This window comes from Prevotella dentasini JCM 15908, from assembly GCF_000614065.1.
GTDB classification, from domain to species: Bacteria; Bacteroidota; Bacteroidia; order Bacteroidales; family Bacteroidaceae; genus Prevotella; species Prevotella dentasini.
The window spans coordinates 77287-102865 of sequence record NZ_BAKG01000010.1 but is presented as its reverse complement, the minus strand read 5'-3'; the positions used below and the strand labels follow the sequence as shown (position 1 = coordinate 102865).

Sequence of the window (25579 nt, the reverse complement as noted above, 5' to 3'; positions counted from 1 at the left end):
GGAGATTACCTTGAAGCGCAATACCATGACCAATATAAACATTTCGGCAGAGGGCCCTGCGCCCAAGGAGATTAATATAACCGAAGAGACCGGCGCCATGAAAGAAGAGACGGTCGGATGGGACTTGAAGGTAAAATAATGCTGCCGGTCAGGAGGGCAGCCCGTTTCCGTATATTCCGTTGACGGCCGGCGGCTGAACGCACGGCAGAAGAGCCTGAACCTTGTAAGGATGAGCGACGGAGCTGTCAGCAAACTGACGGTGAGATAAGAACGGGGCACAATCTCCTTCAGGGAAAAGGCCCTGTAGACTCAAACAGCCCTTCAGGGTATAAAAAGCAAAGGCTTGCACCGCTTGTCAAGGGCGACTGCAAGCCTTTGCCTTTTCATTCAGATTCCTGTCTCTTGGGGCGTAATGGACATTTGGTAGGCTGAAACCTTCTGAATGTCCTTCATTTATTACCTTTGCAGCATTTGAAAACCTATGAATAAAAAACTGTATATGCTGCAACGGCTCAAATGTTAAAAAGAAGGGTCATCGGCGTGGCTTCCAAATGTATTATTGCCGGGACTGTGATGAGCAATTCCAAGGGGGAAAGCGCATTAGAGACATAACCCTTTGGAACGAATATCTGACTGATAGACGGACCGTTTCAGAACCGGCTGTTATCCACAAATGTTCAGAGAGGACAATACGCCGCCATCTGGCGTTGGCAGCGGACAGTTTCAATCCTGTCTGTCCTGAGTCAGCGTCATCATCACTGATACGACATACTTCTCCCGCAGCTTTGGTGTTATGCTGTTTATGGATGCGGAATCCGGAAAGACACTTCATCGCAAGTATGTCAGGAACGAAACGAACAGGGATTATCTTGACGGGCTCAACCATATAGAAGAGTTTGGAACAGAAATAAAGTCAGTCGTATGTGACGGACATACAGGACTCTTGCAAGCTATAAACTCCTGTCCTGCACAGATGTGCCAGTTCCATCAGTTACAGATAATCAGGAGGCTGCTCACGAAAGATTTAACAAATGGTGTGAGGACTGGGAAGATTTTCTCAATGAAAGAACGGTATTGGTTTCCGGGAAAACCGCCTATACGCATAGAAGGCTAAGAACAGCAAGACGATTTATAAGAACGCATCTCAAATGGCTTTTCACCTATGAGGAACATCCTGAACTGAACATTATACGACAAACCGTTTGGAAGGATTTAACGCACAACTCAAAAGGGCATTATTAAATCACAATGGGTTGAATGAAATCAATAAGAAGAAATTTATTGACGGGTTTCCTCAATACAAAAAAGTAGGCTGGATAATCCAGCCTGCCAAATGTCCATTGCTAACAAGCATGCAAGGTTTCAGCCTACCAAATGTCCATTACCCTAGAATAATTCAATTTTAGTGTAATTTTGGTGCAACTTTTTGGTGTGAAAAACCTTATAAGTATTGATTATCAGTAACTTATGGGGGTTAAAACTGCGGAGAAAGAGGCTCTTTCTCTTGAACTATCGCAAACTATCAAATCATATCACTCTATTGTTATACAGCGACTTATGGGAACGCTTAATAAAATGAGATTTCACGGAAAATCTTTGGTAATATCATTTTTAGGGCGTAACTTTGGGTGCTTAAAACAATACACCCGAAGGTATGAACATCAAACGGAATATCATCTTCACGTTGGAGAGCAGAAAGAAGGACGGAGTTCTTATCACAGAGAACGTGCCTATTCGTATGCGCGTTAATTTTGCATCCAAGCGGATTGAGTTCACCACTGGCTATCGCATCGATGCAGCCAAATGGGATGCGGATAAGCAACGTGTAAAGAATGGTTGTAGCAACAAACTGAAACAATCCGCTTCTGAAATCAATGCTTCACTCTTGGGCTACTATACTGAGATACAGGAAATCTTCAAGAAGTTTGAGGTGGAAGAAATTATGCCAACACAGGAACAAATAAAAGAGGCATTCAATGCTCTTCACAAGCCTATTGAGGAAGAAGTCAAGCCAAAGAAATCAAACGCTTAATGCGTTCTATAAAGTATTTGATGAGTTCGTGCGAGATTGTGGACGGCAGAATGACTGGACTGATTCCACCTACGAGAAATTTGCAGCGGTAAAAAATCATCTGATGAATTTCCGTGACGGGCTTACGTTTGATTTCTTTGACGAGAAGGGGCTGAATGATTATGTTACTTATCTCCGTGATGTAAAAGAAATGCGCAATTCGACCATTGGCAAGCAACTTAGCTTTTTGAAATGGTTTTTACGATGGGCATTTAAAAAAGGTGTGCATCAGAACAATGCTTATGACAGTTATAAACCCAAACTCAAAAGTACACAGAAGAAAATCATTTTCCTTACATGGGAGGAATTGAGCAGACTCCGAGAGTTCGAAATACCTACTTCCAAACAAGCCTTAGACCGAGTGCGTGATGTTTTTCTTTTTCAATGTTTCACGGGCTTGCGTTATTCAGATGTGTTTAATCTCCGTAGAAGCGATATAAAGGGCGACCATATAGAAGTGACAACGGTCAAGACTTCCGATAGTTTGATTATCGAATTGAATAATCACAGCAAAGCAATCCTTGATAAATACAAGGATGTGGCATTTGAAGATGACAAGGTGCTGCCTGTCATTACCAATCAGAAAATGAATGATTATCTCAAAGAATTGGCAGAACTAGCAGGTATTGACGAACCTGTGCGCCAAACTTATTATAGGGGTAATGAGCGCATTGATGAGGTTACACCAAAGTATGCCCTACTCGGAACACATGCTGGTCGTAGAACATTCATCTGCAATGCACTTGCATTGGGTATTCCTCCGCAGGTGGTGATGAAATGGACGGGGCATAGCGACTACAAGGCTATGAAACCATACATAGACATTGCGGACGACATCAAAGCGAATGCCATGAGTAAATTCAATCAATTATAACACTGAAACGATATGAGCCAAGAAATAAATAAAACAGAGCACCAAGATTTAGCTCTCATTGTACGAGCTATTGGTACCGACCTTGAGCATACACAAGTACGCTTAATAGCTTCTGCAAACGCAGACATGCTTTTCCACTATTGGAAAGTGGGGCATTTTATCCTCTACCTCCAAAAGAAAGATGGTTGGGGAAGCAAAGTCATTGACAACCTTTCTAAGGCGATACGTTCTAAATATCCGAATAAGAAAGGGTATTCCACTCGCAATCTTATCTATATGTGCCAATTCGCAAAGGCTTATCCTATGGAGGTTCTAACAGAAATGGGTAAGATTGAAAAGTTGCTTAATAGTCCTTCGGTTGATAATGTATTACAACTAACAAATGAACTCAACCAATTTACGCAAGAGGCTCTTGCGCAAATACAAGCAGCAGGTATTCAGGGAGATATAATTACGCAAGAACCTCTTGCACAATTAGGAGAGGTTTCTGAAACGCTGTCTGCTATCTATCACAGTGATATCAGTCAGATAGAGGAAATCTTCAAGCACTCAGCCATAGTTCGCACCAACTGGGCAAGCCATGTAATTTTGCTTAACAGCAAGTTGCCTTTGGGTGAACGCTTTTGGTATATTACGCAAGCGGTTGCCAATGGTTGGAGCAGCAATGTTCTGCAAATGCAGATTGAGACTAATCTTTTCGCTCGGCAGATTGCAGCAAAGAAAGCGAGTAACTTCTCGGCACGATTACCCAAACCGCAAAGCGACCTCGCGAACTATTTGATGAAAGACCCTTATATCTTTGACATGATGGGGCAAACGGATAAAATGGCAGAACGAGACATTGAACGACAATTGCTTTCTCATATCACCAAATATCTTTTGGAAATGGGCAGCGGCTTTGCGTTTGTAGCACAGCAGAAGCATTTTGAAGTGGGTGATTCTGATTTTTATGCCGACCTTATCCTCTATAATATCCAACTACACGCATACGTAGTTATCGAACTTAAAGCCACACCATTTAAGCCCGAATATATGGGTCAACTTAACTTCTACATCAATGTTGTGGACAATACCCTTCGTGGCGAACATGACAACAAGACCATCGGCTTGCTCCTCTGCAATGGTGGTGATAAAGTGGTAGCACAATATGCCCTTTCGGGCTACGACCAGCCAATCGGTGTGAGCGACTATCAACTCACAAAGGCAATCCCTGATAGTTTGAAATCAGCTCTGCCTACGGTAGAGGAAGTAGAGGAAGAATTGTCGAAGATAGTTGATAAAGGAGAAATCGTCTGAGTAGTTTGTTCTAATCCGTTCACATTGGAGTGTTTTAGCCGGCATCCACTGCTTGTATTCCAACGCCCAAGGTGTTGATAATATTTATCTATCATAATATGAAACTTCTTTTCCCCACTTCTGGTAATGGTGACTGCATTTTCTGCCTTGCAGCTAAAGATGATGGTACTTTTTTCTCAATGATGGTGGACTGCCATGTGTTTACCCCTGAGATAAAGGCTATTGTTACAGATACGCTTCATTGCCATATAGACTATTTGGTGGTGACACATATTGACGTAGACCACATTGATGGTATTTGCAATATGCTGAATCAAATGCCAGAACTTAAAATAGGCCATATCATTTATAACAATCTTTTCGCAAAGAAGGAAGAGGACCAACAGATTGAACAACTTACTGTTTTTGAGAAGGAGCAGATTGAAAAATTAAAGACCATTATTCCCACATGGAAACCAAGGACCGAACATACCGTTGCAGCAAAAGATGTATTGGCGTTATCTACATTGATTCAAAGAAATTGGAAGGATGCTTGGAATAAAAATCTAACATTCATTACTAGCGAATACCTTACTTTAGGTGAATTGGGGAAAATGTTTATAGTATCACCTACCCAAACTGCTATCGATGAACTGAACAAACATATTCTTGATGAATTTGCAAGGAAGTTTTATAAGAAATATCCGCTTGAACAAGGGAAAGAGAAAGGGGCGGAATTATTTGAGTTACTCTCGTTGCTCTATAATCATAAAAATTTGCTCCTTGAGAACAAAATCTCCACTTCTATTAGCACAATGAAAGCTGAATATGGAAAGCCTGATAGAGAAGGTACTTCTAAGACCAATAGAGGTAGCATCGCATTTGTCTGGGAATTAGGCGATAAGAAAATTCTTCTCTTGGGAGATGCTTCTTCAGAAATCGTGATAACAGGAATAAAAGCTTATAAGGAAAAAAATCAAATCCCTTTGAATGAGAAAATCTATTTTGATGCAATCAAAGTTCCTCATCATGGAAGCGATGCCAATTTATCAAAAGAACTATTGAAGCATATTGATAGCCCAAACTGGATATTCTGCGGATACACAAGTTCTGCACCGCACTTGCATGCCATTGTTAATATCATCTATCAACCTTTATTGAATACAATAAAAAAACGTATATTATGCTTTAACTCAACCTATTACAAAAACGACATCTATAATAAGATGAAAAAAAAGGTTCAGATGCTAAAGAAAGAGGGGATAGAAATAGACGTGGAACAAATTAATGAAATAACGTTATGAGCAATATCAGTACAATACCTTCGATCACTTACAAAGTGGAATGTGGTACGGAAAGGGGAACTGCCTTCTTTGTGGATGTCAATAAACTGCTTACGGCATTTCATGTGGTCGGCTCTGCCCTAAACGGCAATTCTATATATGTGGAAATTGAGGAAAAGGAATATGAGTGTGAACTTACAATAGTAAAACATGGAAAGGATATTGCCATATTGAAGTTGAAAGACGTGGCTGTGAGCCATAAATATGGTTCGCTGCTTAGTATGCCGATAGAGGCGAAAACGCACTTCAGATTTTGGGGTTATCCTAGTACTTTGATAGGTCAAGCTGTTGGCCAGTCGGTCAAGATAAGGGTGGATGAAACTTATATAGCATTAAATGGTGATTTTGATGCCTATGCCGTATTTGAAGACGAGAAGCATCTTACAGAATACGCAGGTTTCTCTGGATCACCAGTATATACAGATGGTAATAAGATAATCGGCATTGTGACAAATATATTGGATAGCCATATCGGCTTTATAAGCATAAAGAGCGTTGAAGCTGAATTAAAGGCACAAAGTGTGCCTGCCGAATCTGACTATATAAAATTTCAAGAGATTGCTTATGGCAGAAAAGAGTGTGCCGAAAAACTACGCAAGCAGATAGCATTGGCGGGAAATCGGTATAAACCAGAGTTGGATGTGCCTAACCAATCTTTTGAAACACTGTTTGCCAATTTGTGGGACATTCGGAATCTGGAGAAGCATAAAGAGATACTTCGCACGGGCAAGCAAGTATTTCTTAGTTTGCAAAAAACGAATCCTGCACTATTCGTCACCCCTGCTGATAAAACCTTGCCTGAGTTGGATTACAACATCGGGATGCAGCGCGACATGGAACGTCTTAAAAATGACACGCAAAATTGGAAAACTGTAGAGGTTGCGTTGAAAAAGGAATTGCTTTCTTGGAAGCAAATACGTGAGAGTATTCTATATGTGGTCAACAAACAAGAAAAAGTTTATTGCATTTACGGTCCTGCCGGATGCGGCAAGACACACAATATATGTAGCATTGCCTCGCAAATCATCAAAGAAACGAATGTATATCTGTGCTTTGGTATTCAGTTCAACAAGGACAGAGGAGGTGTTATTGCTGAAATCCGCAAAATCTTCAACTTCGAAAATGAGAGTTATTTGGAAGAGTTACAGAAAAAAGCCGAAAGGGATGCAATAAATATTGGTACAAGACGCTATATATTCATTATTGATGCACTCAATGAAGGTCTTGACGATTCCTATTGGTGTGAGAGTTTGGGGGTATTGAAAACAGAATTAGACAAATATCCCAACTTGGCATTAGTTGTTACAGTGAGAAAGCCATTTCACGAAAAATACAAGTTAAACAGATGGGGTTACAGAATGCAGTATCTTCCTGGGCTGGAGAATAATCAAGATGTTGTGAATAAATATTTTGAAGCCTATAATATCGATTATGACAAGAATCTTTTTGGATTCAAGAATGGGCTTTTTTTGAGTATCTTCTGTGAAACTTATGTTTCAATGCCATATTACGATAGAAGATGGTTAGGGTCATTGGGCGTATTATATCGCCAGTACATCCATATGCGTGAAGAGACTGTGGCGAAAGCGTGGATGAAGACCCAGAACAGAATATCACTTGGCATTACCTCTGCCGATTGGCTCACTTATCGGTATTTACCTACAAATTCCATCCTATCACTCGCAAAAAAGCAAGAGTTGTGTCCAATCAACTCTGTAGAAATCGTACTTGGAGCAAGTCTCTTCTGTATAATTTAATGGCTCAAGGTCTACTTTTGGCAGATTGGAATTATGCAACGAACTATATGGGCGAAGAGTTAATTGTGAAGTTTGAATACGAGCAGATGGAGGATGTAATGCGAGCCATTGTATTTCTAACCACCAGATCGGATAAGCAAGCTAAAATAACCCAGCTCAAAGAGTGGATTAAGTGCTACGAGCAAGAAAAACTTAGCAAGGAGGGATTTTATCAATTTCTAACCTATATCACGATTCTTTGGCCAGAGATATTTGAGAAAAAGGAGATTATTGAAGAAAAGAGGATAGGGAATAATGCTCTTCTGCAACAATGTTTTATTGAAGGGTTAGAATGGCATTACCATCCAATTGAACAGAAACTTTTAAATGAGTTTTGGCAGGAAGCAGAGAAGACATTAAGTTACCGTTTCATCTTCAGCGTATCCTTGCATTCGCTCAATGGTTTCTTAAAAACACTACATCAATCTTTAAATGTACAGAACCAAGCGGAGTTGGATCTCAAGTGGACACCTGTAGTCAATGAGTATTACGAAGAGTCAGTGCTTTATACCGAAGAAGTGAACGAACAAGAATATAAGGTGGAAGCCTATCTTTTGGCTTGGAGTTGCGCATCATCGCATCCTGTGATAAGGCACATGCCAAGCGGAAGCTGTGTCGCATACTTTGTCATCATAGCGACTTGTTTGAACTGTTGATACGTGATTTCCATTCTGCCAAAGATACTTATATCTTGGAGGGGCTTTATAATGCAATATATGGCGCATTACTTCTTTTGCGGGATGTGAAACTTTCCAAAACCGTATCGATTCTTATTCGTGATTATCATTTCCAAGACAAACAGCCTGTAGAGGATGTCAGAGTACGCGAATGGTTGTTGAAGATACTACTGTTTTCCAAGACGCAGAACGATGGCATAGACCTCTTTTCTAAGGCATTGCTCCTTACAATCCACAAGAAGAGATATCCCTAGCTACAATAGAGATAGGTGACGATTACTTCGGTCGTACAGATGGTTCCCGAAAACTTAGATATTCATTGTGTGGATTTTCTGATTTCCATCGTTATATATTGGGCTTTAATACAAATAGTGAGAGTAGGATTTACACCCTGATGCCACATAACCAAAACGGCATTCCATCTATGCTGCCACTCGCTCAGTTGCAATCTATGGTGGCTCAAAAAATTAACATTTTGGGCTGGAATGATGATTTAGGTGAACAGGATAATGGAGTGCATTCATCGGGGCGATATGATAACCAGCGTGAGCGAATAGGAAAGAAATATCAGTGGAAAGCACTATTTGCGGTAGAAGCACAACTGATGGATCTTTTTGCTATAACTGATAGGTGGCACTATGAGGTAGGTGGTAATAAGCGCATACTCCGCCCTCCTTATCCGTGGTACAGTTCCATACAGAACGACTTTGATGTCACTTTGACCACAGAATTGATAGATGATGCTGAGTTAGCTGATGTATTGGATAAGCAGTCACCATTCGTGCTAGATAAGCAAATGTCGGATACCGACTGGGTTGAGCAACCAGTTACAACAGACGATTGTCAACACTTCTTTGTGGGCGAGGATAACAAGTGGCTGTTGTTATTTAATATTTTCTCCAAAATTCCCGCGAATGGAGAGCATAAAGATGCCTATTTGTCCTACGAAACATTCTTTGTCCGCAATGAAGATGCACAGAAGTTTGAATCATGGATAGCAAGGCAAAACTTCAGCGGAAGAGCAATGCCAGCTTCTGGACAAAGCATAGATATCCGTCTACTTGAATATCCTTGGATGTTGCCTTATGTCAGTGCAGAAGATGAGGAATGGCTCTATGTGTCAGCCGGTGATGGTAAATGTCCATGCCGTGTAATGCTGACCAACTATACCCAACTTCAAGAAGATGCTATGGGGCTTGGCGATGAATATAGAGAAGAAAATATGCTACCTTGCCCCGAACTGATGAACACTATGGAACTTCATTTCAAAGGTCATGCTTGCTTTACCTATGGAACGGAAAATCATTTGGCTTCTTTCTATGCTTCCACCATACATTATCGTGCAGGTATACCAAAAGGATTGCATATTCGCAGAACTGTGCTGGAGGAATTCCTCCGTACAAAAGGTTATACCTTGTATTGGACAATCTCTGCTGAACGACAGCTTATAGTTGGCACTACAGTTGTACCTAATTACAAAACTTACTCTTTCTGCGCCAAATATGGCGAAGGGGGAAATGTGAATTGGATAAAAGAATAAAATGATAATAGTACCTATAATTTATCTGAATATCCATAAGTTACCAAATGAAAGTTTAAGCCATAAAATCATCCCAAAGCCATGTTTTGGAAGATTTTATACTCTCTGTAAGGTGTACAGACATTGAGGACATATATTATTATGAAGCCACTTATTTTCCCAATAACTTCTTTAGCTCGCTTTGTTCTTGCTTTATCTTATCCTGCTGCAACAACAACTCCACTTGCCGTTGCAGGGCTTGCTCGTAATCAGCAACCTTCTGTTGCATCTGCTGAATGGCCTTGGGATTGCGATGTGTGATAAAGATGCTGTCGAGATGGGCGAAGTCAGTGGTGGTGGCTTTGCTTTGCATACGCAGATAGCGGTAGCGAAGGTCGTAATCGGAGGCGGTTTGAAGTTGGTTGGCTCCCATGGCGAAGAACCAACAACTGACCATGACCAGTCCGCAAACTAACAGAAGCAACATGCGCTCGGCTAATTGCACACTAGCAAAGAGTGAGTAATTCTTATACTCTACGAGCTTCTGTTGCTCGCTGATAAGTTGTTGTAAGGCTTCAAACTTCGGTCGAGTCTTTTGTTTGATTGCGAGAGAGCCTCCAAAACAAAAAGTTGGTGCTCCTTGATTTTGGCTTGCGTCTCTTTAGAAAGATGGATTTGTACGGTCTCTTGCGTTGTGGTGCGCTCTGCTTTTGTGCAGGTAGGCTGTTTTGCAAGCGTGGTACGTAGTTCTGTTTGCGCCTTGCTGATGGCTTTGCATTCTTGTTTAAGTTCTTCGAGCATATCGAGAACTGGGGCTATTTCATTATTCATACGATTGTTATTTTGAGGTGATTAAATTCTACGCTTGCGGTTGGCTTTGTTACGAAGTTTCTTTTGGAAGCGAAGTTCATCAACGTCTATACCACTACTTGGAATCGGCATCGTAAAGATTTCACTAAGTGCATCGGATAAGTCGGGAGTAAAAGTATTTTCATCTGTCGAATGTGCCATCGGCTCTTTCGATAAATGCAGTTGCGCTTGTTGGATGTTTCGCTCTATCTCAGCATTGAGGCGCGAGAAAGAGCAGGAACGGTCTATCTTTGAGCCACTAAAACTGCAACTGTCCTTTTCAAAGATGATTCCTTGCACTACATCTGTATTACCTTTCGTCTTGAAATGAGTGGCAACATCCTGTTGTTCTAAGCCTGAAACAAAATCTTTCCAGTTCTGCGATTGAGGTAATATAGCCTTGATGGCATCGAATATCTCATAGCGTAATTTATCTTCTCCTCGCAGTCGGTGGCGGTTTACCGCCTTCTTCCCCTCTCCAATGGTCAAACCATAACGCTCGGTTAGTTCTCGGCAAATCTTTATAGAGCGGTATTTCTCATTACGGTCGCTGATGGTCCTGCCATCATTGCCAATGCGATTGATACAAATGTGCAAGTGCGGATGCTGGCGGTCGCTGTGCCTTACAATAAGGCTCTGCGTGTCGCCATAGCCCATCTTCTGTAAGTATTCATTGGCAATCTTTACCATCATATCGTCCGTTAGTCGCTCGGCATCGCTGGCAGAAAATGAGAGTATCGTGTGGCAGACTGGCTTCTGCACGTTCGGGCGCATGGAGGCTTGCAGAGTAAACTCGTGGGCGCATAGGTTTTGGTCGGTAAAACCTATGTTATTACTCGCTAGAACCATAGCTTTTCCTTCCTGTTTACTGAGCATATAGTTGATAACACCTCCGAAGTCTGCACCTTTGATAATCTTGGCTATCATAGTTTCAAGCGTTTGATGAGTTCATGAATGAGCGTTTTCAGTGCATTCAAGTCTTCATTGAGTTTAGTGATGCCAAAGGCGTTGAGTCGATGGGCTATCTGATTAAGATTGTTAGCCATACCCGAAACTGTGCGGATAAGTTGCATTTCCTCCGGCTTGATTCGGCTCTTGACTTCTGCTTTTGCGATGAGCCGTCGCAAAAACTCGGTGCGAGTAAGGGAGGCTTCTCGTGCTTTGCCCAACAAGGTGTAATATTCCATGGTGTTGAGCCGAAGAAGCACTTGATACTTTCGTTTCTCTGATAAAGTTTTGGTGGGGCGTCCACCTTTATTCTTCTGTTCCATAAATTATATTTTTTGATGAGACCAACGGGATTTTTACCTCGCAACGGTGGGAGCAAGTAGGTTTTGAGATACTCAAAACACAAACTTGCTTCCCAAATACACGTTATTTTCTAATGCCACGCTTCGTGGTCGGTAATAACACCTGTTTCTCTTTGATTTTGGATTGAGCTACGAGCCATTCGTTAAGATCTTTGTGCTCTCGGTAGCGTGTAGAACCATCAACGATTTGCGGACATATTTGCTTCAAAACGGCAAAAGATTTACGCCCGGCATCGTCATTATCCAGAAAACCTTCTACTTCTTGATAGCCCATTATTTGCTCTTTAATACGTGGCAAAAGTGCCAAAGAGTTAAGAACAATGGCATCGCTCATTGAAGAAGGATTAAGCGTTTGCCATGAGAGAAAATCCATGAAGCCCTCAAAGATTTGCAAGCGGTCAGTACCTCTTTTTATCGTTGTAACTGCCTTCGGTGCGATACATCCTTTGAAATATATATTGCGGATTTCCCATCCCAAAGCATCGTTTGCAAATCCAATGGCATAGTATTTCCGATTCATATTTTGGAATAGGACTTCCGAGCAGTAGGTGCTGGCTATGGAAAGAGGAATGGTGCGCTCCGAAAGATAGCGTAGCAAATTAGGATTGGAAAGTGGATGCGCTGAGAAGATTTCCAATTTGCGTTCGAAGTTTTTTCTTTCACCGCCAAAAGAAAATCCTTGATGCGCTACTTGTTTTGCACCACTAAGTCGGTCGATGGCTTCGCTGATAGAGCAACGAAACAAAGCGCAGACAAGGTCAATGATGTCGCCATGCTCACCTGTCCCGAAGTCATACCACTGATTGCGCTCGGTATTGACTTTGAATGACGGTGTGCGCTCGTTGCGGAGTGGAGAGCAATACCAATAGTGAATTCCATGTACTCGTGCAGGCGCATAGCCCTGTTGTTGCAAATAATCTGTAATTGCGATTTGCTTGATATATTGTATATCCATTGTGATTTTGTTTTGACGTTTGAAATGAATAACAGTCAGCCTTTTTCTTTTGAGGCTGGTTGTTTGGTCGGACGGTCGTACACTATAGGCATCCATTTGCGACCGACCAAACTTGTTTTTCTTTGGTCGGGTTGGTTCAGGTATATATAGCCTGTGTCCGACCGACCAATGGTTTTAGGGTTGATAATCTTTGTTGAGCCGATATTTTCCTCGTTCCTCCTTGACCACTATGCCTTTATTGAGCAGAAATTGCAAGAGTTCTTTGAGTTTTGTTTGCCCATAAGATTGCTTCGCAACCTCTGTATAAATCTCTTTGAGAGCCATAATAAGTTTACTATATGGCAAGATCTCACTCGTAGAGAAGACTCGTTCCAATGCTTTTCGATGCTCGGTATCGCTTAGCTCATGGTAGGAATAGCGGTGTGGCTTGCGCTCATTGTCCGTATAGGTCGAATCGATTTCGGGAACGCACACCTCATCTTCCATTTCCTTGAGCCGAAAAGCGAATTTTTCAAAGGGCTTGGAGCGAATAATGGTAGGGGCTACAATGCTTCGCTCTGGCAGCGTGTTGTCTTTCGTGATTTGTAAGACTGTCTCTGCCTTGTTGTTGAGTTCCGTTCCTATATGCTCGTGCATTGTCGTCGCCTTTATTGAGGTGTAAGACGGTTTGAATGTGGATATTCTGCTCGCTCGTCCACTGCATCAGGTCACCCACCAATTTAGTCGCCTCCGTTGAGTTATTGATGTCAAGCATCAAATCACGAATGCCGTCAATGACCACCAAGCCCACGTTAGGAGTATTGTAAATGGCGTAACGAATGATTTCTCTACGCTCATTGGGATCGGCAATGGCTCTGAGATGGCTAAACTTCAAATGCTCCGGCTCTCTATCAATCGGTAGTCCTGCCAATCGCAGAATGCGCTGCATCACGAGTTGGCAATGGTAAGGACTTTGTTCTGTATCAAAGTAAAGGATATTGCGCTTACATTCGGGAAAGGAAGCCTTATACTCCAACACCTGCCCATTGATAAGGGCTGCAGCAACGATGGCACTCACGTTGAAGGTCTTCTTTGCTTTCGCCTTGCCTGTTGATACACTGAAATTGCCCAGCGTGCCAATGATGGCTTCGCCTGCTTGCAGCACTACGGGCGGAAGCGAGAACTCGTCCGTAACATGGATAAGCGAGGCTTTCCAAATGTTTTCATAATCTGTCGTGTTCATCCTCGTCCTCTCGTCTTTCGTCCTGCCAATTCCAGCGCAAGGTCAGCATCCACAATAATCTTGCGACCCACTTGCGTAATGGCACGATTGATTTTCCCACTCTGTTTGATGCGATTGGCAGTGGGCAGACTGAACCCAAAGAGGCGTGCGATGCCAGCCAAGCCGTACACATATCGTTTTTCTTCTTTGGAGGAAGCCTTACCCTTTTCTTCACTTGAGGACACATTGCCGTGTTGTGCAAGGAAAAGCAGTTCTTCACCAGTCATCTGCCACACAGGTTTGCCCAGTAATTCGTTTATCGTCATAATTCGATTGTTTTAAAATGAATAACTCACCCTTGCGCATAGGGCATTCAGTCAGGTCTGACGATGCAAAAGTAGAGGGCGTTTGATGTTATTCCAAGAGGCTGGGATATAGCGGGAAGTATAGGGAAATGTAAGGAAATCAACAACGGTCAAAAACGCTCAATACATACTCAAAAAGTGGATGGTTTCGGACAAAGGCATATTCATTTCCAATCATCATTGACTACTTAAGAAATTACTTTTGTGTCCTCACAAAAAGAAAAAATCATTTGAGTCGCATTAAAGCTCTATTTTTCTTTGTTTTATTCATTATAAGTTCATAACTTTGTAATCAATATCAAGATAAACAATCATCTAATGGGACAGAAGAAAGAGCATAGCAACCTTATCAAGGAGCATTTGAAGAAACGAGGCATCACCCAAACGTGGCTCGCCAAAGAGTTGGGTATGAGCTTCAGTATTACCAATGCTTATGTTTGCAACCGAAAGCAACCCAACCTCGCTATTATCTTCAAGGTGGCAGACTTGCTCAATGTTTCACCCAAAGAATTAGTAAAATAAGATGGCAAGAAAAGTAAAAACTCTCATAAATCAAGAAGGTATAGATAGACGAGAGGTTGGATATTATTCAACTCCTAATTTTATTGCCGAATATTTAACCAATGAAATGTTAAGCATAAATCCGTATGGATTAAATGTGCTTGACCCAGCCACTGGAAAAGAGGAACTGTTAAAGTATTTCTATAATAAAAAAAGAATATTGATTCATTCGACATAATAGATTATGGCGAACATCAGTATTCTAACTTCACGTGTAAAGACTTTCTTCAGTTTTATATTGGGAGATTACAAAGCCTTCCTATGCAATGTAATGAGTATGATTATATTATAGCTAATCCACCTTATAACTGCCACGAAGTTTCCTATATTAAGGATAATAAAAGGAAGTTATCATTGGCATTCCCAGTAGGTGCTTATAATATGTACTCAATGTTTTTGTCGGCTATGATAAGTATAGCAAAGGAAGGCTGTCTTATTGGAGTTATAATATCAGACTCTTTTTTGACAGCTACCCTCCATGCAAAACTTAGAGAGCAAATTTTCACAGAATGTTCTATTCATCAGTTACTTCTTTGCCCCAATAATTTATTTTGGTCACAAGGGGCAGATGTTAGAACGTGTTTACTAATCTTGCAAAAAGGACGCAGATATCAAGGGTATGTAAAAATTATGAATCGTCCTAATTGTGTTGAGGAGTTTAAAGAGCGATTGAATAACCATCAGTTCAAAACATGTGCACTTGATGACATCAGGTTAGGAAAAGAACTTAAACTTAATCAATTTATTATAGATTTAGAATCAGATATTATTAATTTGTTCAAATATAACATATCCTTGGGTAAGCAATACAAATGTGTTACTTGCATATCTACAGGAAATGATGAAAAGTATCTATCAAAAGAAATTAAAGAAGGGTTTAACATACCATTTTATAAAAACCCCGCAAAACGAAAGTTTAAAGCAGAACCAGATGCTTATATAATTGATGATTATATGGAGGAATCGCTCAAAGTAAAAAACTTTATGATTCGAAATAAAGGCTTTTTAAGGGATGAAGGAATAGCATGTTCATCAATGGGACTACCATTTAGTGCTGTATACAAACCCCGAAATGCTGTATCTGGAGTCAATGCTACCATTTTTCCAGGAAAAGAAAATATTTACTGGCTAATTTCATATTTAAACAGTAGTTTAGTTACGTATTTTGTTAGAGGAGTAATAATACGTTCAAATATGGTTACTTCCGGATATGTATCAAGGATTCCGATGATTGAGTTTTCAGAAAATGAGAAGCACAAATTGGAAGAAGTTGCAAAAAATGTTATATCAGGTATTTTATTAGAAGAACGAGCTATTCAGATTATTGATATTATTGTTTTCAATTCATCGGGAATATCTGAACAAAGTAAATCAAAGGTAAAGGATTTTGTTAGAAATTTAGGGAAGGTCGTTTGACCTTCCCTTTTTATTTCTTTTTGCCTTCTGCAACTTGTATTTCTTTCTTTAATTCTTCTATAAAAGTCGCATTCGTTCTCTTTTTAATTTTATCTAAATCCTTTGCATATGAAGATTGAAGATTTCCATTATTACTTGGATTTACATAGAGGTCTGGAATCCAAGCTATAGGCATAACTACAACTTTGGTAAGTTCAATGCTCATATCTTCATTAAATTTAATAAGAAATGTAGCTATCATAAAAATATGATTAGGATCTTCTTTGTAGAAGTTAATCAAGCCCTCAGCTTTCGAGATATCATCCTTTGTTCTTTTTCCACCTAAAACAGCAGACTTAATATTAATATACAAAGGGCTGTGGCCATCAAATTCACATTTCATATCATATACAGAAACCTCAGAATCAGAAGCTGTTACTTTTGAGATTCCAAATTCATTATGGTGAACCTCAAGATTCTGTGTAATAAGTTCCTCTATGATTCTCCAAACGGTGCGACCTTTTGCTGCTTTTCTCCAACCAAATGGGAACTGCTCAAGTCTGCCAATGCTTACTTTGCCAACTTTTTGGATAAGTTTTGTCAAACTTTCCTCAAGACTTTTACGAAGAGACTCGACCTCTTTTAATTCATTTGCTACCATTATAAATTCTATAGACATAAACACACCCTCTATTCCTTAAAAAAGAGGGCGTGGAGAGGATTATTGGTATCAAGGCCTAGCATAGCCCACTTTAGGTAACAATCTTTTACATCCACACCCTCTAAGAGACGTGAATATCCAAGATTTGGCCGACCTAAAGGAATTTTGAGATGCTAGTTCAGATACTCCAGTCGAGTCAAGGATATTTGTAATTTATATTCTTTTTTTATTATACTTATTTAGAAATCAATACTAATATTACATGTTAAACACAATGCAATTTGTATTGCAAAGGTAGTGTTTTTTTATTATTTAGACAATAGATAAAGCAAAAAATGTGGTTGTGTCGAGAATTTTTGATGTATCACATAATTATTGTATCTTAAAAACATAATAGCAATAGCAGAATAGTCATATTGCTTCTATACAATTTGGGAGTATAATATGTCTTTCCAAGACATTAATTTTGGGGTGTAATAAAGGGTGTAAATCACGTAACTCGCTAATTTACGCCCTTGTCTGCGGAGAGAGAGGGATTCGAACCCCCGGTACCTCTCGGTACGACGGTTTTCAAGACCGTTGTAATCGACCACTCTACCATCTCTCCTGAAAATGACTTTTAAAGCATCTCTATCTTTTATTTCTCCGAAAGTGGTTGCAAAGGTAGAGAAAAATATTAGAACTTGCAAATTTTATTCTATTTTTATTAATCTAACTATCAAAATTATGGATTAATGTAGAGTCAACCAGCAAGTGCAAAATTACAACACCTGTTTGAAGAACTCGCACTTTGGTGTTGAAAAGTTTAGTTTTTCCCTTGGTCTTTCATTCAATTTCTTCTGTATGGCCATAATTCTCTTGTCCGTATAGTTCTCAAACGACTCCTTTTTAGGTATATATTGTCTGATTAGCTTGTTTGTATTCTCAATGGCTCCCTTTTGCCATGAACAATATGGATCCGCAAAGTACACTGGAACCCCTAAGAACCTTGTGATGTCCTTGTGCGCCGCAAATTCCGGTCCGTTGTCAGTGGTGATGGTCTTCAGGCAGTGCTTGTATGGCAAGAGCAGTTTCCTAACCACCTTTGCCAAAGGCTTTGACTGCTTCCCACATGGCAGTTTCTGCATAAGCAACATATTGGTTGATTTCTCCACCAGTGTGAGTATGGCGTGCTGGGCAGGGTCGAGGATCAGGTCCATCTCGAAATCTCCAAATCTCTTCCCGTCAACCTCCTTGCTTCTTTCATGGATGCTCACCCTGTCTTTGACAGGAAGATATCCCCCCCTTGGGACGATGTCTGTATTTCATCTTATGCCTTGTGTGCCTGGCAAGTTCCCCTGTTGTGTCTTTGTGGATGATGTTATAGATGGACTGGTGAGATACCTTGATCCCTTCGTTAACACGCAGATACCCCGATATTTGCCTTGGAGACCATTGGTCATTAACGATGTATTCCTTGATTCTCCAGACTAATTCGTATGAGAGTTTGGAGTTGCTCACCGTCCGCCTCCTGCGTTCCATGGCCACATCGTGCGCTTCATCCAGATATACTTTCCCGACGGCGTGCTGTTGCGTTTGATTTCACGTGACAGCGTTGCCTGACTGATGCCGACGATGGCGGCAATTTCTTTTCTTGCTGTTTTCCTTTGAAGTAAGGCGAAAATTTGCGGCCTTTGCTCCGAGATTAATTGATGGTACATAAGCAATACAAAGTTAGTTAATCTTGGGGAGACTTCGGTCTCCTTTTTTAATTTGTATTGCTGGTTGTTTCTTTTTCCTCGCCGAGAGATGCAGACAACCTCTCGCTACGCTTCGAGAACGTCTGCATCTCTCGGCGAGGGACACTCTTCTATTGCACTTCGTTTTGGAACTTGCATTAAAAAGCCCAATCATAAAAGCTTAAAATTTTGGCGTAATGGACATTTAGTAGGCTGAATAATCTATTCTACAGGTAGTATAATTTTAACTGTGTCAAGCCCCTAATCCTTTATATTTCACCTTATTCAGATGACACAATTTTTAATCGTGTTGGGCAGATGAGGAGCCTTTTCTCCGAGGCAAAGTTACATGATTTCAAAACGTTCTCCAAATTTTATTGCCAGTTGTTGTGATATCTGTTCCCAGTTAGCAAGTGGCATAATCCACTTTTCACGTATGTTCCGGTATGCCAGATACACAAGTTTCTCGAGAGAAGTATCGGAAGGAAGCACCCCTTTGTTCTTTGTAACCTAAACCCATTTGCCTGTGGTGCCCTTCTTACCGTGTTGGTTGTATATATCAACTTGCGTATGGCAGGTGTATACTGGAAGCCTTCCGTGAGGCACTCTCAGTTGTCACGCCATGATTTTACGACGATAGGATACATCTCTCCCCACTTGCCTTCGAGCGTGTCCAACTGCGTTTCCGCAGTTTCTTTGCCAACGGCACCATATACCGTTTTAAGGTCACGGAGGAACTCCTTCTCATGCTTGTTGCCATCGTATTTGATAGAGTTACGTATTTGAGGACAACGCATAGTTGGACACCTCGTATCGGGGAATACGTTCTGTATGTCGTCGGGGAAGCCTTTCAGGGCATCAACGCAGCATATCGATTTGGAAAGTATATGCTATTTCGTCTCCAACTCTTGCTGCAAGCGGAGAATTTCGTCGCGATACTGTGCAGCCTGTAGGAAGTCGAGTTCCTTGGCAGCCTTCTTCATCAGGCTGGTCGTATTGGCAATGCTCTTCTCCAACTGCTCGCGTGTCATTTGCCGGACAATCGGGTCAGCGGCCATCAACATGCCAAAGTTCGGCTCCACGTATGCTCCCTTGATAGTATTGGTAACCGAGGCTGACAATGCATTTCTTGAAGATTCACCCGTCGGCAGCGTGCCCTTTATGTCCTTGACTATCTGCTTCGGGATAATATGATGCAGTTCGTTGTACTTCAGCTGTTTGGTTCGCCTGCGTATGGTCTCGTCAATGGTCTTCTGCATGCTGTCGGTAACCGCATCCGCATACATTATCACCATTCCGTTGACATTTCGTGCAGCGCGTCCGGCTGTCTGAGTGAGGCTTCGATGACTGCGCAGGAAACCCTCCTTGTCAGCATCGAGGATGGCAACGAGCGACACTTCCGGCAGGTCAAGCCCCTCGCGGAGAAGATTCACCCCCACCAAGACGTCGTAGAGACCCGCCCGAAGGCCGTTGATGATTTTCACACGGTCAAGACTGGCAACATCGCTGTGGATATATGCCGTCCTGACATCGTGGTTGAGCAGGAATTCCGTCAGCTCTTCCGCCATGCGCTTAGTCAGCGTCGTAACGAGAACCCTCTCATCTTTTTCAGCACGGACGAGTATCTCCTCCATCAAGTCGTCTATCTGGTTTTCCGAGGGGCGTATCTTTATTTCCGGGTCAAGCAATCCTGTCGGACGAATCACCTGCTCCACAACCACGCCCTCCGATTCCTGTAGCTCAAAATCGGCAGGAGTAGCCGATACATAGATGACCTGATGGATAAGGCTACAGAACTCCTCAAACTTCAGGGGACGGTTGTCGCAGGCCGCCGGCAAACGGAAACCATAGTCTACGAGGTTTCTCTTCCGGGCGCGGTCGCCGCCATACATGGCCGAAATCTGAGGTACGCTGACGTGGCTCTCGTCGATGACCATCAGATAGTCACCGGGGAAAAAGTCGAGCAGGCAGTAGGGGCGTTGCCCCGGTTCCCGTCCGTCAAAGTAGCGCGAGTAGTTCTCTATGCCGGAACAATGTCCCAGCTCCTTTATCATTTCCATATCATACTCCACGCGCTCCTTGATGCGCTGTGCCTTTATCCTATCGCCCAGTTCCGTAAAGAAATCCACCTGCTTCACTAAGTCGTCCTGAATCATGCGGATGGCATTTTCGGTCTGTTCTTTCGACGTAACGAACAGATTGGCCGGATATATCTCGTATGCCTCGAAGGCTGCCTGCCGGTGGAAGGTAACAGAATCAACCTCTTCTATGGAGTCTATCTCATCATCCCACCACGTTATCCGCAGCACGCTGTCGCTGTATGCCATGGCAATATCAACCGTATCACCCTTCACGCGGAAGTTTCCGCGTTGCAAATCGATGTCGTTGCGCACATAGAGAGCGTCGACTAAGCGACGAAGGAACTCATTTCGGTCAATCGTCTGTCCCTTCTGAATACGAATAACACTGGAGCGCATAGCCACGGGACCGCCCATACCGTAGATACACGAGACGGACGACACGACGATAACGTCTTTCCTGCCCGAGAGCAGTGAAGACACGGCAGACAGGCGGAGCTTGTCAATCTCGTCGTTGATGGCCAAGTCTTTCTCAATGTATGTATCGGTAGTTGGCAGATAGGCTTCGGGCTGATAGTAGTCGTAGTAAGATACGTAATACTCTACGGCATTGTTAGGGAAGAAGCCTTTCATTTCCTCATACAGCTGGGCCGCCAACGTCTTGTTGTGCGACAGGATAAGCGTCGGCTTTTGTACGTTGGCAATGACGTTTGCCACCGTGAAGGTCTTGCCCGAACCCGTTACGCCGAGCAACACTTGGCTTTTGTCTCCGCGCTCTATCCCTTCAGAAAGCTCGCGAATAGCTTCAGGCTGGTCGCCCGTAGGCTGATATTGGGAAATTAATTCAAAGTCCATTGTTTTACTTTTGACGGAAGCATGGGAAAGCAAGAAAGCCTCATCGTTCCATTACCCCGTTGGAAAACTAAGACACAAACACCTTGCGGACGACTTAAATCTTGTGTCAATGTTTCTGCTACTTGCTATCCGTTTCTTGGCAAAGTTACTAAAAACTACTGACAGTATCTAAGGAATGGTAATTTTTTGCTAAAATTCGCAATCTCTCTTTGTTAGTTTATAGAATAATGTGTAACTTTGCAATTCAAAATCAGAAAATGAAGAAGAAGCTCCTCATAACATTCTGCGCGGCAATTCTGCTTACCAGCTGCGCTCACGAATACAATCAGGTCTACAAGACTTCTAATTACGCTTATAAGTATGAGTTTGCCAAGGAATGTTTTGCCAATGGCAAATACGGCTTTGCAGCCTCTCTATTGCAGGACTTGGTAACAATAGAGAAGGGGACAGACAATGCGCAGGAGTGTCTTTATATGCTTGCCATGTCCGAATATGGACTGAAAGACTATGAGGCAGCTTCCGAGGCTTTCAAGAAATATTTTCAGACCTATCCACGCGGCTATTATGCCGAGATGGCTTCGTTTTACATCGGGCAGAGCTCTATGAGGGAACGCCCGAACCACGCCTTGACCAGACACCAACCATAGCCGCCATAGCCGCCTTTCAGGACTACCTTGACATTTATCCCGATGGTGTAATGAAGGGAGCGGCACAGCAGCGACTCTTTGACTTGCAAGACAAACTGATTCGGAAAGAATACCTGAGTGCCAAGCTCTACTATAATCTCGGTTCTTATTTCGGCAACTGCACAAGCGGTGGAAACAACTACGAAGCCTGCATCATCACTGCCGAAAATGCGCTTAATGACTATCCGTACAGCAATCTGCGCGAGGATTTTGCCATACTCGTAATGAAAAGTAAGTTCGAACTGGCACAGATGAGCGTAGAGTCAAAGAAACTGCAACGCTTCCAAGACGCAGAGGACGAATGTTATGGTTTCATCAACGAGTATCCCGACTCGAAAGAGCGTGCCACGGCAGAGAAATTCATAGCCAAGTGCAAGGAAGTAACGAAGGATTAATCAAGAGACAATAAAATAAATATCATATAAAAGAATGGATTACAAGAAATCAAAATCACCCGTCAACACAGTTACTCGTAATGTTCGCGACCTTTGGAAGGAAACAGACAACGTCTACGAGAGTGTTGCTATCATAGCCAAGCGTGCCAATCAGATTTCTGTAGAAATCAAGCAGGACTTGAGTAAGAAGTTGGCAGAGTTTGCTTCCTACAACGATTCTCTGGAGGAGGTGTTCGAGAATCGCGAACAGATTGAAATTAGCCGCTATTACGAAAAACTCCCGAAGCCAACCCTCTTGGCAACGCAGGAGTTCATTGACGGCAACATTTACTGGCGTGATCCTTCTAAGGACGGGCAGGAAGAGGAAAACTACTAAGCCATGATACAGCGCAAGCAGACTATCTTCCTGTTCTTGGCATTGATTGCCATCATGGCATCTCTCTGCCTGCCTGTTGGCAGATTCGTTTCCGACAAGCTGGCAGCTGACAGCCTGATGATGAACCTATGGATAATGGATGGCAACGGCAGCAAAGATTTCAGTGTATGGGCCTTGTTTGCCATCCTTTTGACAACATGCCCCATCAACCTATTTGCCATTTTCGACTATCACAACCGCAAACGTCAGGCACGCTTCTGCGTATTTTCCATGCTGATGATAGTCGGGTGGTATATTGTATATGGCGTATTCAGTCAGGTTTTGGCCGTTAATTCCACCTTCCATATTGAGTTTGCAGCTTGCCTGCCTTTGGTCGGTTTCATCCTTTTATGGCTTGCACGCAAATCTATTCTTGCCGACGAAGCCTTGGTAAGGGCAGCCGACAGAATAAGATAAGGTTTTATCAATATTCTGCAAATATAAGTCCCTCATGGTCAATAACAGACTATGGGGGATTTTTGTTTACAGAAATCTATATAAATGGAAATAACAGATAGACCAAACTGCAATATTCGCCAGTCTAAATACCTAACACAGATAAATAAGAAGAGGGAAGAAATAAACAGCTGAAGCGTAGAGCGGAATACGGGAATCGAACCCGCCTCCCAGGCTTGGGAAGCCCGTGCACTACCGATGTGCTAATTCCGCAAAAACCAAGATACTAAACCGCAAGATGAATTACTACGCTACGATTGAATATCCATGAAAGCTAATACTCACTAAAGTGAGCCGATACCCGGACTCGAACCGGGGACCTACGCATTACGAATGCGTTGCTCTACCAACTGAGCCATATCGGCGTTGCGAGTGCAAAGATACAATAAAAAAGTAAATTGCCAAAGAATATCTGCCAAATTATTCCATTATTTTTATCAAATGGCTGTCAGTGAACTGACGTTTCGTCCCGTATAGAACAAACAAGAAACCTCTCCTCTTTCGCAATCTCCCATTGATGGAGATTGCGAAGGGAGAGGCTGCAAACCTATTTACTATTGATGCTGTTCGCGAAGAAGGTCATTGACAGTCTTTACTGGATTGAATGTAGCCAAAGGAACCTCAACAAACACTGTATTCCAGTCGCTCATCGCCCCATTCCAAAGCCCCGGCAGCTCCAGTGCTTTCAGTTCTCTGCCATTCTTCGACTTAAGACTGATAAATCCTGTCGACTTATCTACGAACTCCGGCAAACAGAATGGCCTACCCCTATAATCCTTGACAGCACACACAAGGTCTACAGGGTTAAAGTGAGTTCCACTCCTAAACATCTTGGCATAAGTTTCTTCAGCAGTATTTATCTGCGAACTTTCCAATATCTGTAGGCTGACCGTTCCATCTGTATTATAAGTAAGGAACGGGCCGCCCCCGGGTTCACCGCTATTACGAACCATACCGCAGACGCGCATGGGGCGATTCAGTTTCTTTCGAAGATAGCAGACAAGCTCCTCTTTCCCCAGACTCTCCGCCTTGTCCCAACGGCAACACAGGTCGTGCTGTACGAAACGAAGCATTTTCTCCAAGTCGCATGCCGGTAGTTTCCGTTATCCAATTTCTCCAGATACCCGAAGACCTTTCGCTGCAATGCGACAAGGATTCCTGCAATCACATTCTTCCACTCGACGGTAGTTCCTTTCAGGCGGTCGGGTACAACGTTGTCTATATTCTTTACAAAGATAATATCGGCATCTATATCATTCAGATTCTCAATGAGCGCACCATGCCCACCCGGACGGAACAACAAGGAACCGTCTTCGTTACGGAACGGTGTATTATCGGGATTAGCCGCCACAGTGTCAGTACTCGGTTTCTGTTCGGAGAAAGTTATGTTCATGGAGACACCATATCGTGCTTCGTACTTGGCCTTACACTCTGCCACCTTTGCCTTAAACAAGTCCAAATGCTCATGCGAAACCGTAAAATGAATATCAGCCTTGCCATTGCTGTCAGCATAGAGGGCTGCCTCTACCAAATGCTCTTCCAGCGAAGTACGTGCACCATCTTCATAATCGTGGAACAGAAGCAACCCCTTGGGAAGCCCACCATAGTTCAGCCCATCTCTTCCCAGCATGTTGGCAACTACCGACTTATACTTTCCTGTGGCAATGAGAGCCTCTACTCCCTTCCCCTCGTTGCGTCTGCAGGCAGCATCAAGATGGTCATAGAAGGCAAAGCGGTGTATATTGGCAAAATACTCTTTCTCGAAACTGGTCGTGGGTACATTGTATTCGGCATCCAAAAAGGCAAACATGTCCTTGAACATCCGGCTGGCAGCACCCGAGGCGGGGACAAACTTAACTATTCTCCGTCCCTCTTTCTTATACTTGCCCCATATTCTCTTATATTCAATACAGGCTGATTCATCGGGAACCATGATGCCCTTCTCTACCGAAGCAGCCCCTTCCAGTCGCAGATAGGGAAAGCCTGTTTCAAAGTTCTTGAGCTGTACGTTGAGTTGCTCCTCACTGATTCCTTTTTCGGCAATTTGTTTTCTGTCTTCCTGTGTAAGCATACAGATATGTTTTAGTTGATTTGTATGGCAAATATAATTACTTTTTATAAAAA

Annotated in this window: 16 protein-coding genes, 3 tRNA genes and 8 pseudogenes; 13 read left to right on the top strand and 14 right to left on the bottom strand. The window is 42.4% G+C overall.

What is annotated here, in order from left to right; genetic code table 11:
• Nucleotides 1–551: 551 nt before the first annotated feature.
• The 7 genes and pseudogenes from JCM15908_RS12840 to JCM15908_RS15110 all read left to right on the top strand — a co-directional run.
• Nucleotides 552–1307, top strand: a pseudogene (locus tag JCM15908_RS12840) (IS256 family transposase, variant Zn-binding type); the annotation flags it as partial.
• A 347-nt stretch (nt 1308–1654) separates the two neighbouring features.
• A pseudogene (locus tag JCM15908_RS12835) lies at nt 1655–2945 on the top strand (site-specific integrase).
• A gap of 12 nt (nt 2946–2957) precedes the next feature.
• Entirely contained in the window at nt 2958–4241 is a 1284-nt protein-coding gene (locus JCM15908_RS06605; protein ID WP_025002744.1) for a PDDEXK nuclease domain-containing protein, read from the top strand.
• A gap of 98 nt (nt 4242–4339) precedes the next feature.
• Nucleotides 4340–5524: a ComEC/Rec2 family competence protein gene (locus tag JCM15908_RS06600; protein ID WP_025002743.1), complete on the top strand. Its 1185-nt coding sequence runs from the start codon at nt 4340–4342 to the stop codon at nt 5522–5524.
• Nucleotides 5521–7320: a serine protease gene (locus tag JCM15908_RS15120; protein ID WP_234396398.1), complete on the top strand. Its 1800-nt coding sequence runs from the start codon at nt 5521–5523 to the stop codon at nt 7318–7320. Before JCM15908_RS06600 ends, JCM15908_RS15120 begins: the two co-directional genes overlap by 4 nt.
• Nucleotides 7321–7367: 47 nt before the next feature.
• Entirely contained in the window at nt 7368–8015 is a 648-nt protein-coding gene (locus JCM15908_RS15115) for a hypothetical protein (RefSeq protein WP_234396397.1), read from the top strand.
• A gap of 415 nt (nt 8016–8430) precedes the next feature.
• The gene (locus tag JCM15908_RS15110) at nt 8431–9576 is read left to right on the top strand and encodes a hypothetical protein (protein ID WP_234396396.1); all 1146 of its coding nucleotides are present in this window, start codon (nt 8431–8433) and stop codon (nt 9574–9576) included.
• A 151-nt stretch (nt 9577–9727) separates the two neighbouring features.
• Here JCM15908_RS15110 and JCM15908_RS12825 read toward each other — a convergent pair.
• The 6 genes and pseudogenes from JCM15908_RS12825 to JCM15908_RS06565 form a co-directional block, all read right to left on the bottom strand.
• Nucleotides 9728–10386, bottom strand: a pseudogene (locus tag JCM15908_RS12825) (hypothetical protein).
• A 21-nt stretch (nt 10387–10407) separates the two neighbouring features.
• Entirely contained in the window at nt 10408–11331 is a 924-nt protein-coding gene (locus tag JCM15908_RS06585; RefSeq protein WP_025002742.1) for a relaxase/mobilization nuclease domain-containing protein, read from the bottom strand.
• Entirely contained in the window at nt 11328–11675 is a 348-nt protein-coding gene (locus JCM15908_RS06580; RefSeq protein WP_025002741.1) for a plasmid mobilization protein, read from the bottom strand. Before JCM15908_RS06580 ends, JCM15908_RS06585 begins: the two co-directional genes overlap by 4 nt.
• Nucleotides 11676–11778: 103 nt before the next feature.
• Nucleotides 11779–12669 carry a DUF8464 domain-containing protein gene (locus tag JCM15908_RS06575; protein WP_025002740.1) on the bottom strand — a complete coding sequence of 297 codons (891 nt, stop codon included), beginning with the start codon at nt 12667–12669 and terminating at the stop codon, nt 11779–11781.
• Nucleotides 12670–12843: 174 nt separating this feature from the next.
• Nucleotides 12844–13891: pseudogene (locus tag JCM15908_RS12820) on the bottom strand (AAA family ATPase).
• Nucleotides 13888–14196, bottom strand: a complete 309-nt coding sequence (locus JCM15908_RS06565) for a DUF3853 family protein (RefSeq protein WP_025002739.1) — start codon at nt 14194–14196, stop codon at nt 13888–13890. Before JCM15908_RS06565 ends, JCM15908_RS12820 begins: the two are co-directional and overlap by 4 nt.
• Nucleotides 14197–14553: 357 nt before the next feature.
• On the opposite strand from JCM15908_RS06565, the gene JCM15908_RS06560 reads away from it, so the two are divergent.
• Genes JCM15908_RS06560 through JCM15908_RS12815 form a run of 3 tightly spaced genes read left to right on the top strand, consistent with a single transcriptional unit; the run spans nt 14554 to nt 16212 of the window.
• Nucleotides 14554–14757, top strand: coding sequence for a helix-turn-helix domain-containing protein (locus tag JCM15908_RS06560; RefSeq protein ID WP_025002738.1), 204 nt, complete (start codon nt 14554–14556; stop codon nt 14755–14757).
• 1 nt (nt 14758) lies between these two features.
• On the top strand, nt 14759–14974 hold the full coding sequence (locus JCM15908_RS14130; RefSeq protein WP_051530771.1) for a hypothetical protein: 216 nt from the start codon (nt 14759–14761) through the stop codon (nt 14972–14974).
• A complete protein-coding gene (locus tag JCM15908_RS12815; protein WP_373277415.1) occupies nt 14956–16212 on the top strand; it encodes an N-6 DNA methylase in 1257 nt (418 codons plus the stop codon). Before JCM15908_RS14130 ends, JCM15908_RS12815 begins: the two co-directional genes overlap by 19 nt.
• Before the next feature lie 10 nt (nt 16213–16222).
• Here JCM15908_RS12815 and JCM15908_RS06550 read toward each other — a convergent pair whose 3' ends face one another.
• From JCM15908_RS06550 to uvrB, 5 genes and pseudogenes are all read right to left on the bottom strand, one after another.
• Nucleotides 16223–16870, bottom strand: a complete 648-nt coding sequence (locus JCM15908_RS06550; protein WP_025002737.1) for a hypothetical protein — start codon at nt 16868–16870, stop codon at nt 16223–16225.
• Between the two features lie 504 nt (nt 16871–17374).
• Nucleotides 17375–17459: transfer RNA gene (locus JCM15908_RS06545), tRNA-Ser, on the bottom strand.
• 154 nt (nt 17460–17613) lie between these two features.
• Nucleotides 17614–18552 (bottom strand): annotated as a pseudogene (locus JCM15908_RS12810) (IS30 family transposase).
• A 363-nt stretch (nt 18553–18915) separates the two neighbouring features.
• Nucleotides 18916–19442 (bottom strand): annotated as a pseudogene (locus JCM15908_RS15600) (transposase); the annotation flags it as partial.
• Nucleotides 19443–19460: 18 nt separating this feature from the next.
• Nucleotides 19461–21503: an excinuclease ABC subunit UvrB gene (uvrB, locus tag JCM15908_RS06530; protein ID WP_025002735.1), complete on the bottom strand. Its 2043-nt coding sequence runs from the start codon at nt 21501–21503 to the stop codon at nt 19461–19463.
• A gap of 257 nt (nt 21504–21760) precedes the next feature.
• Here uvrB and JCM15908_RS12800 point away from each other — a divergent pair.
• The 3 genes and pseudogenes from JCM15908_RS12800 to JCM15908_RS06515 all read left to right on the top strand — a co-directional run bounded on the left by JCM15908_RS12800 (nt 21761) and on the right by JCM15908_RS06515 (nt 23416).
• A pseudogene (locus JCM15908_RS12800) lies at nt 21761–22584 on the top strand (outer membrane protein assembly factor BamD).
• 34 nt (nt 22585–22618) lie between these two features.
• On the top strand, nt 22619–22960 hold the full coding sequence (locus JCM15908_RS06520; protein WP_025002734.1) for a DNA-directed RNA polymerase subunit omega: 342 nt from the start codon (nt 22619–22621) through the stop codon (nt 22958–22960).
• A 3-nt stretch (nt 22961–22963) separates the two neighbouring features.
• On the top strand, nt 22964–23416 hold the full coding sequence (locus JCM15908_RS06515; protein ID WP_025002733.1) for a DUF4293 domain-containing protein: 453 nt from the start codon (nt 22964–22966) through the stop codon (nt 23414–23416).
• A gap of 181 nt (nt 23417–23597) precedes the next feature.
• On the opposite strand, the gene JCM15908_RS06510 is transcribed toward JCM15908_RS06515, so the two are convergent.
• The 3 genes and pseudogenes from JCM15908_RS06510 to JCM15908_RS12795 all read right to left on the bottom strand — a co-directional run bounded on the left by JCM15908_RS06510 (nt 23598) and on the right by JCM15908_RS12795 (nt 25526).
• Nucleotides 23598–23668 (bottom strand) — tRNA-Gly (locus JCM15908_RS06510).
• 79 nt (nt 23669–23747) lie between these two features.
• A tRNA-Thr gene (locus JCM15908_RS06505) sits at nt 23748–23820 on the bottom strand.
• Nucleotides 23821–24009: 189 nt separating this feature from the next.
• Nucleotides 24010–25526 (bottom strand): annotated as a pseudogene (locus JCM15908_RS12795) (DUF4301 family protein).
• Between the last annotated feature and the right edge of the window lie 53 nt (nt 25527–25579).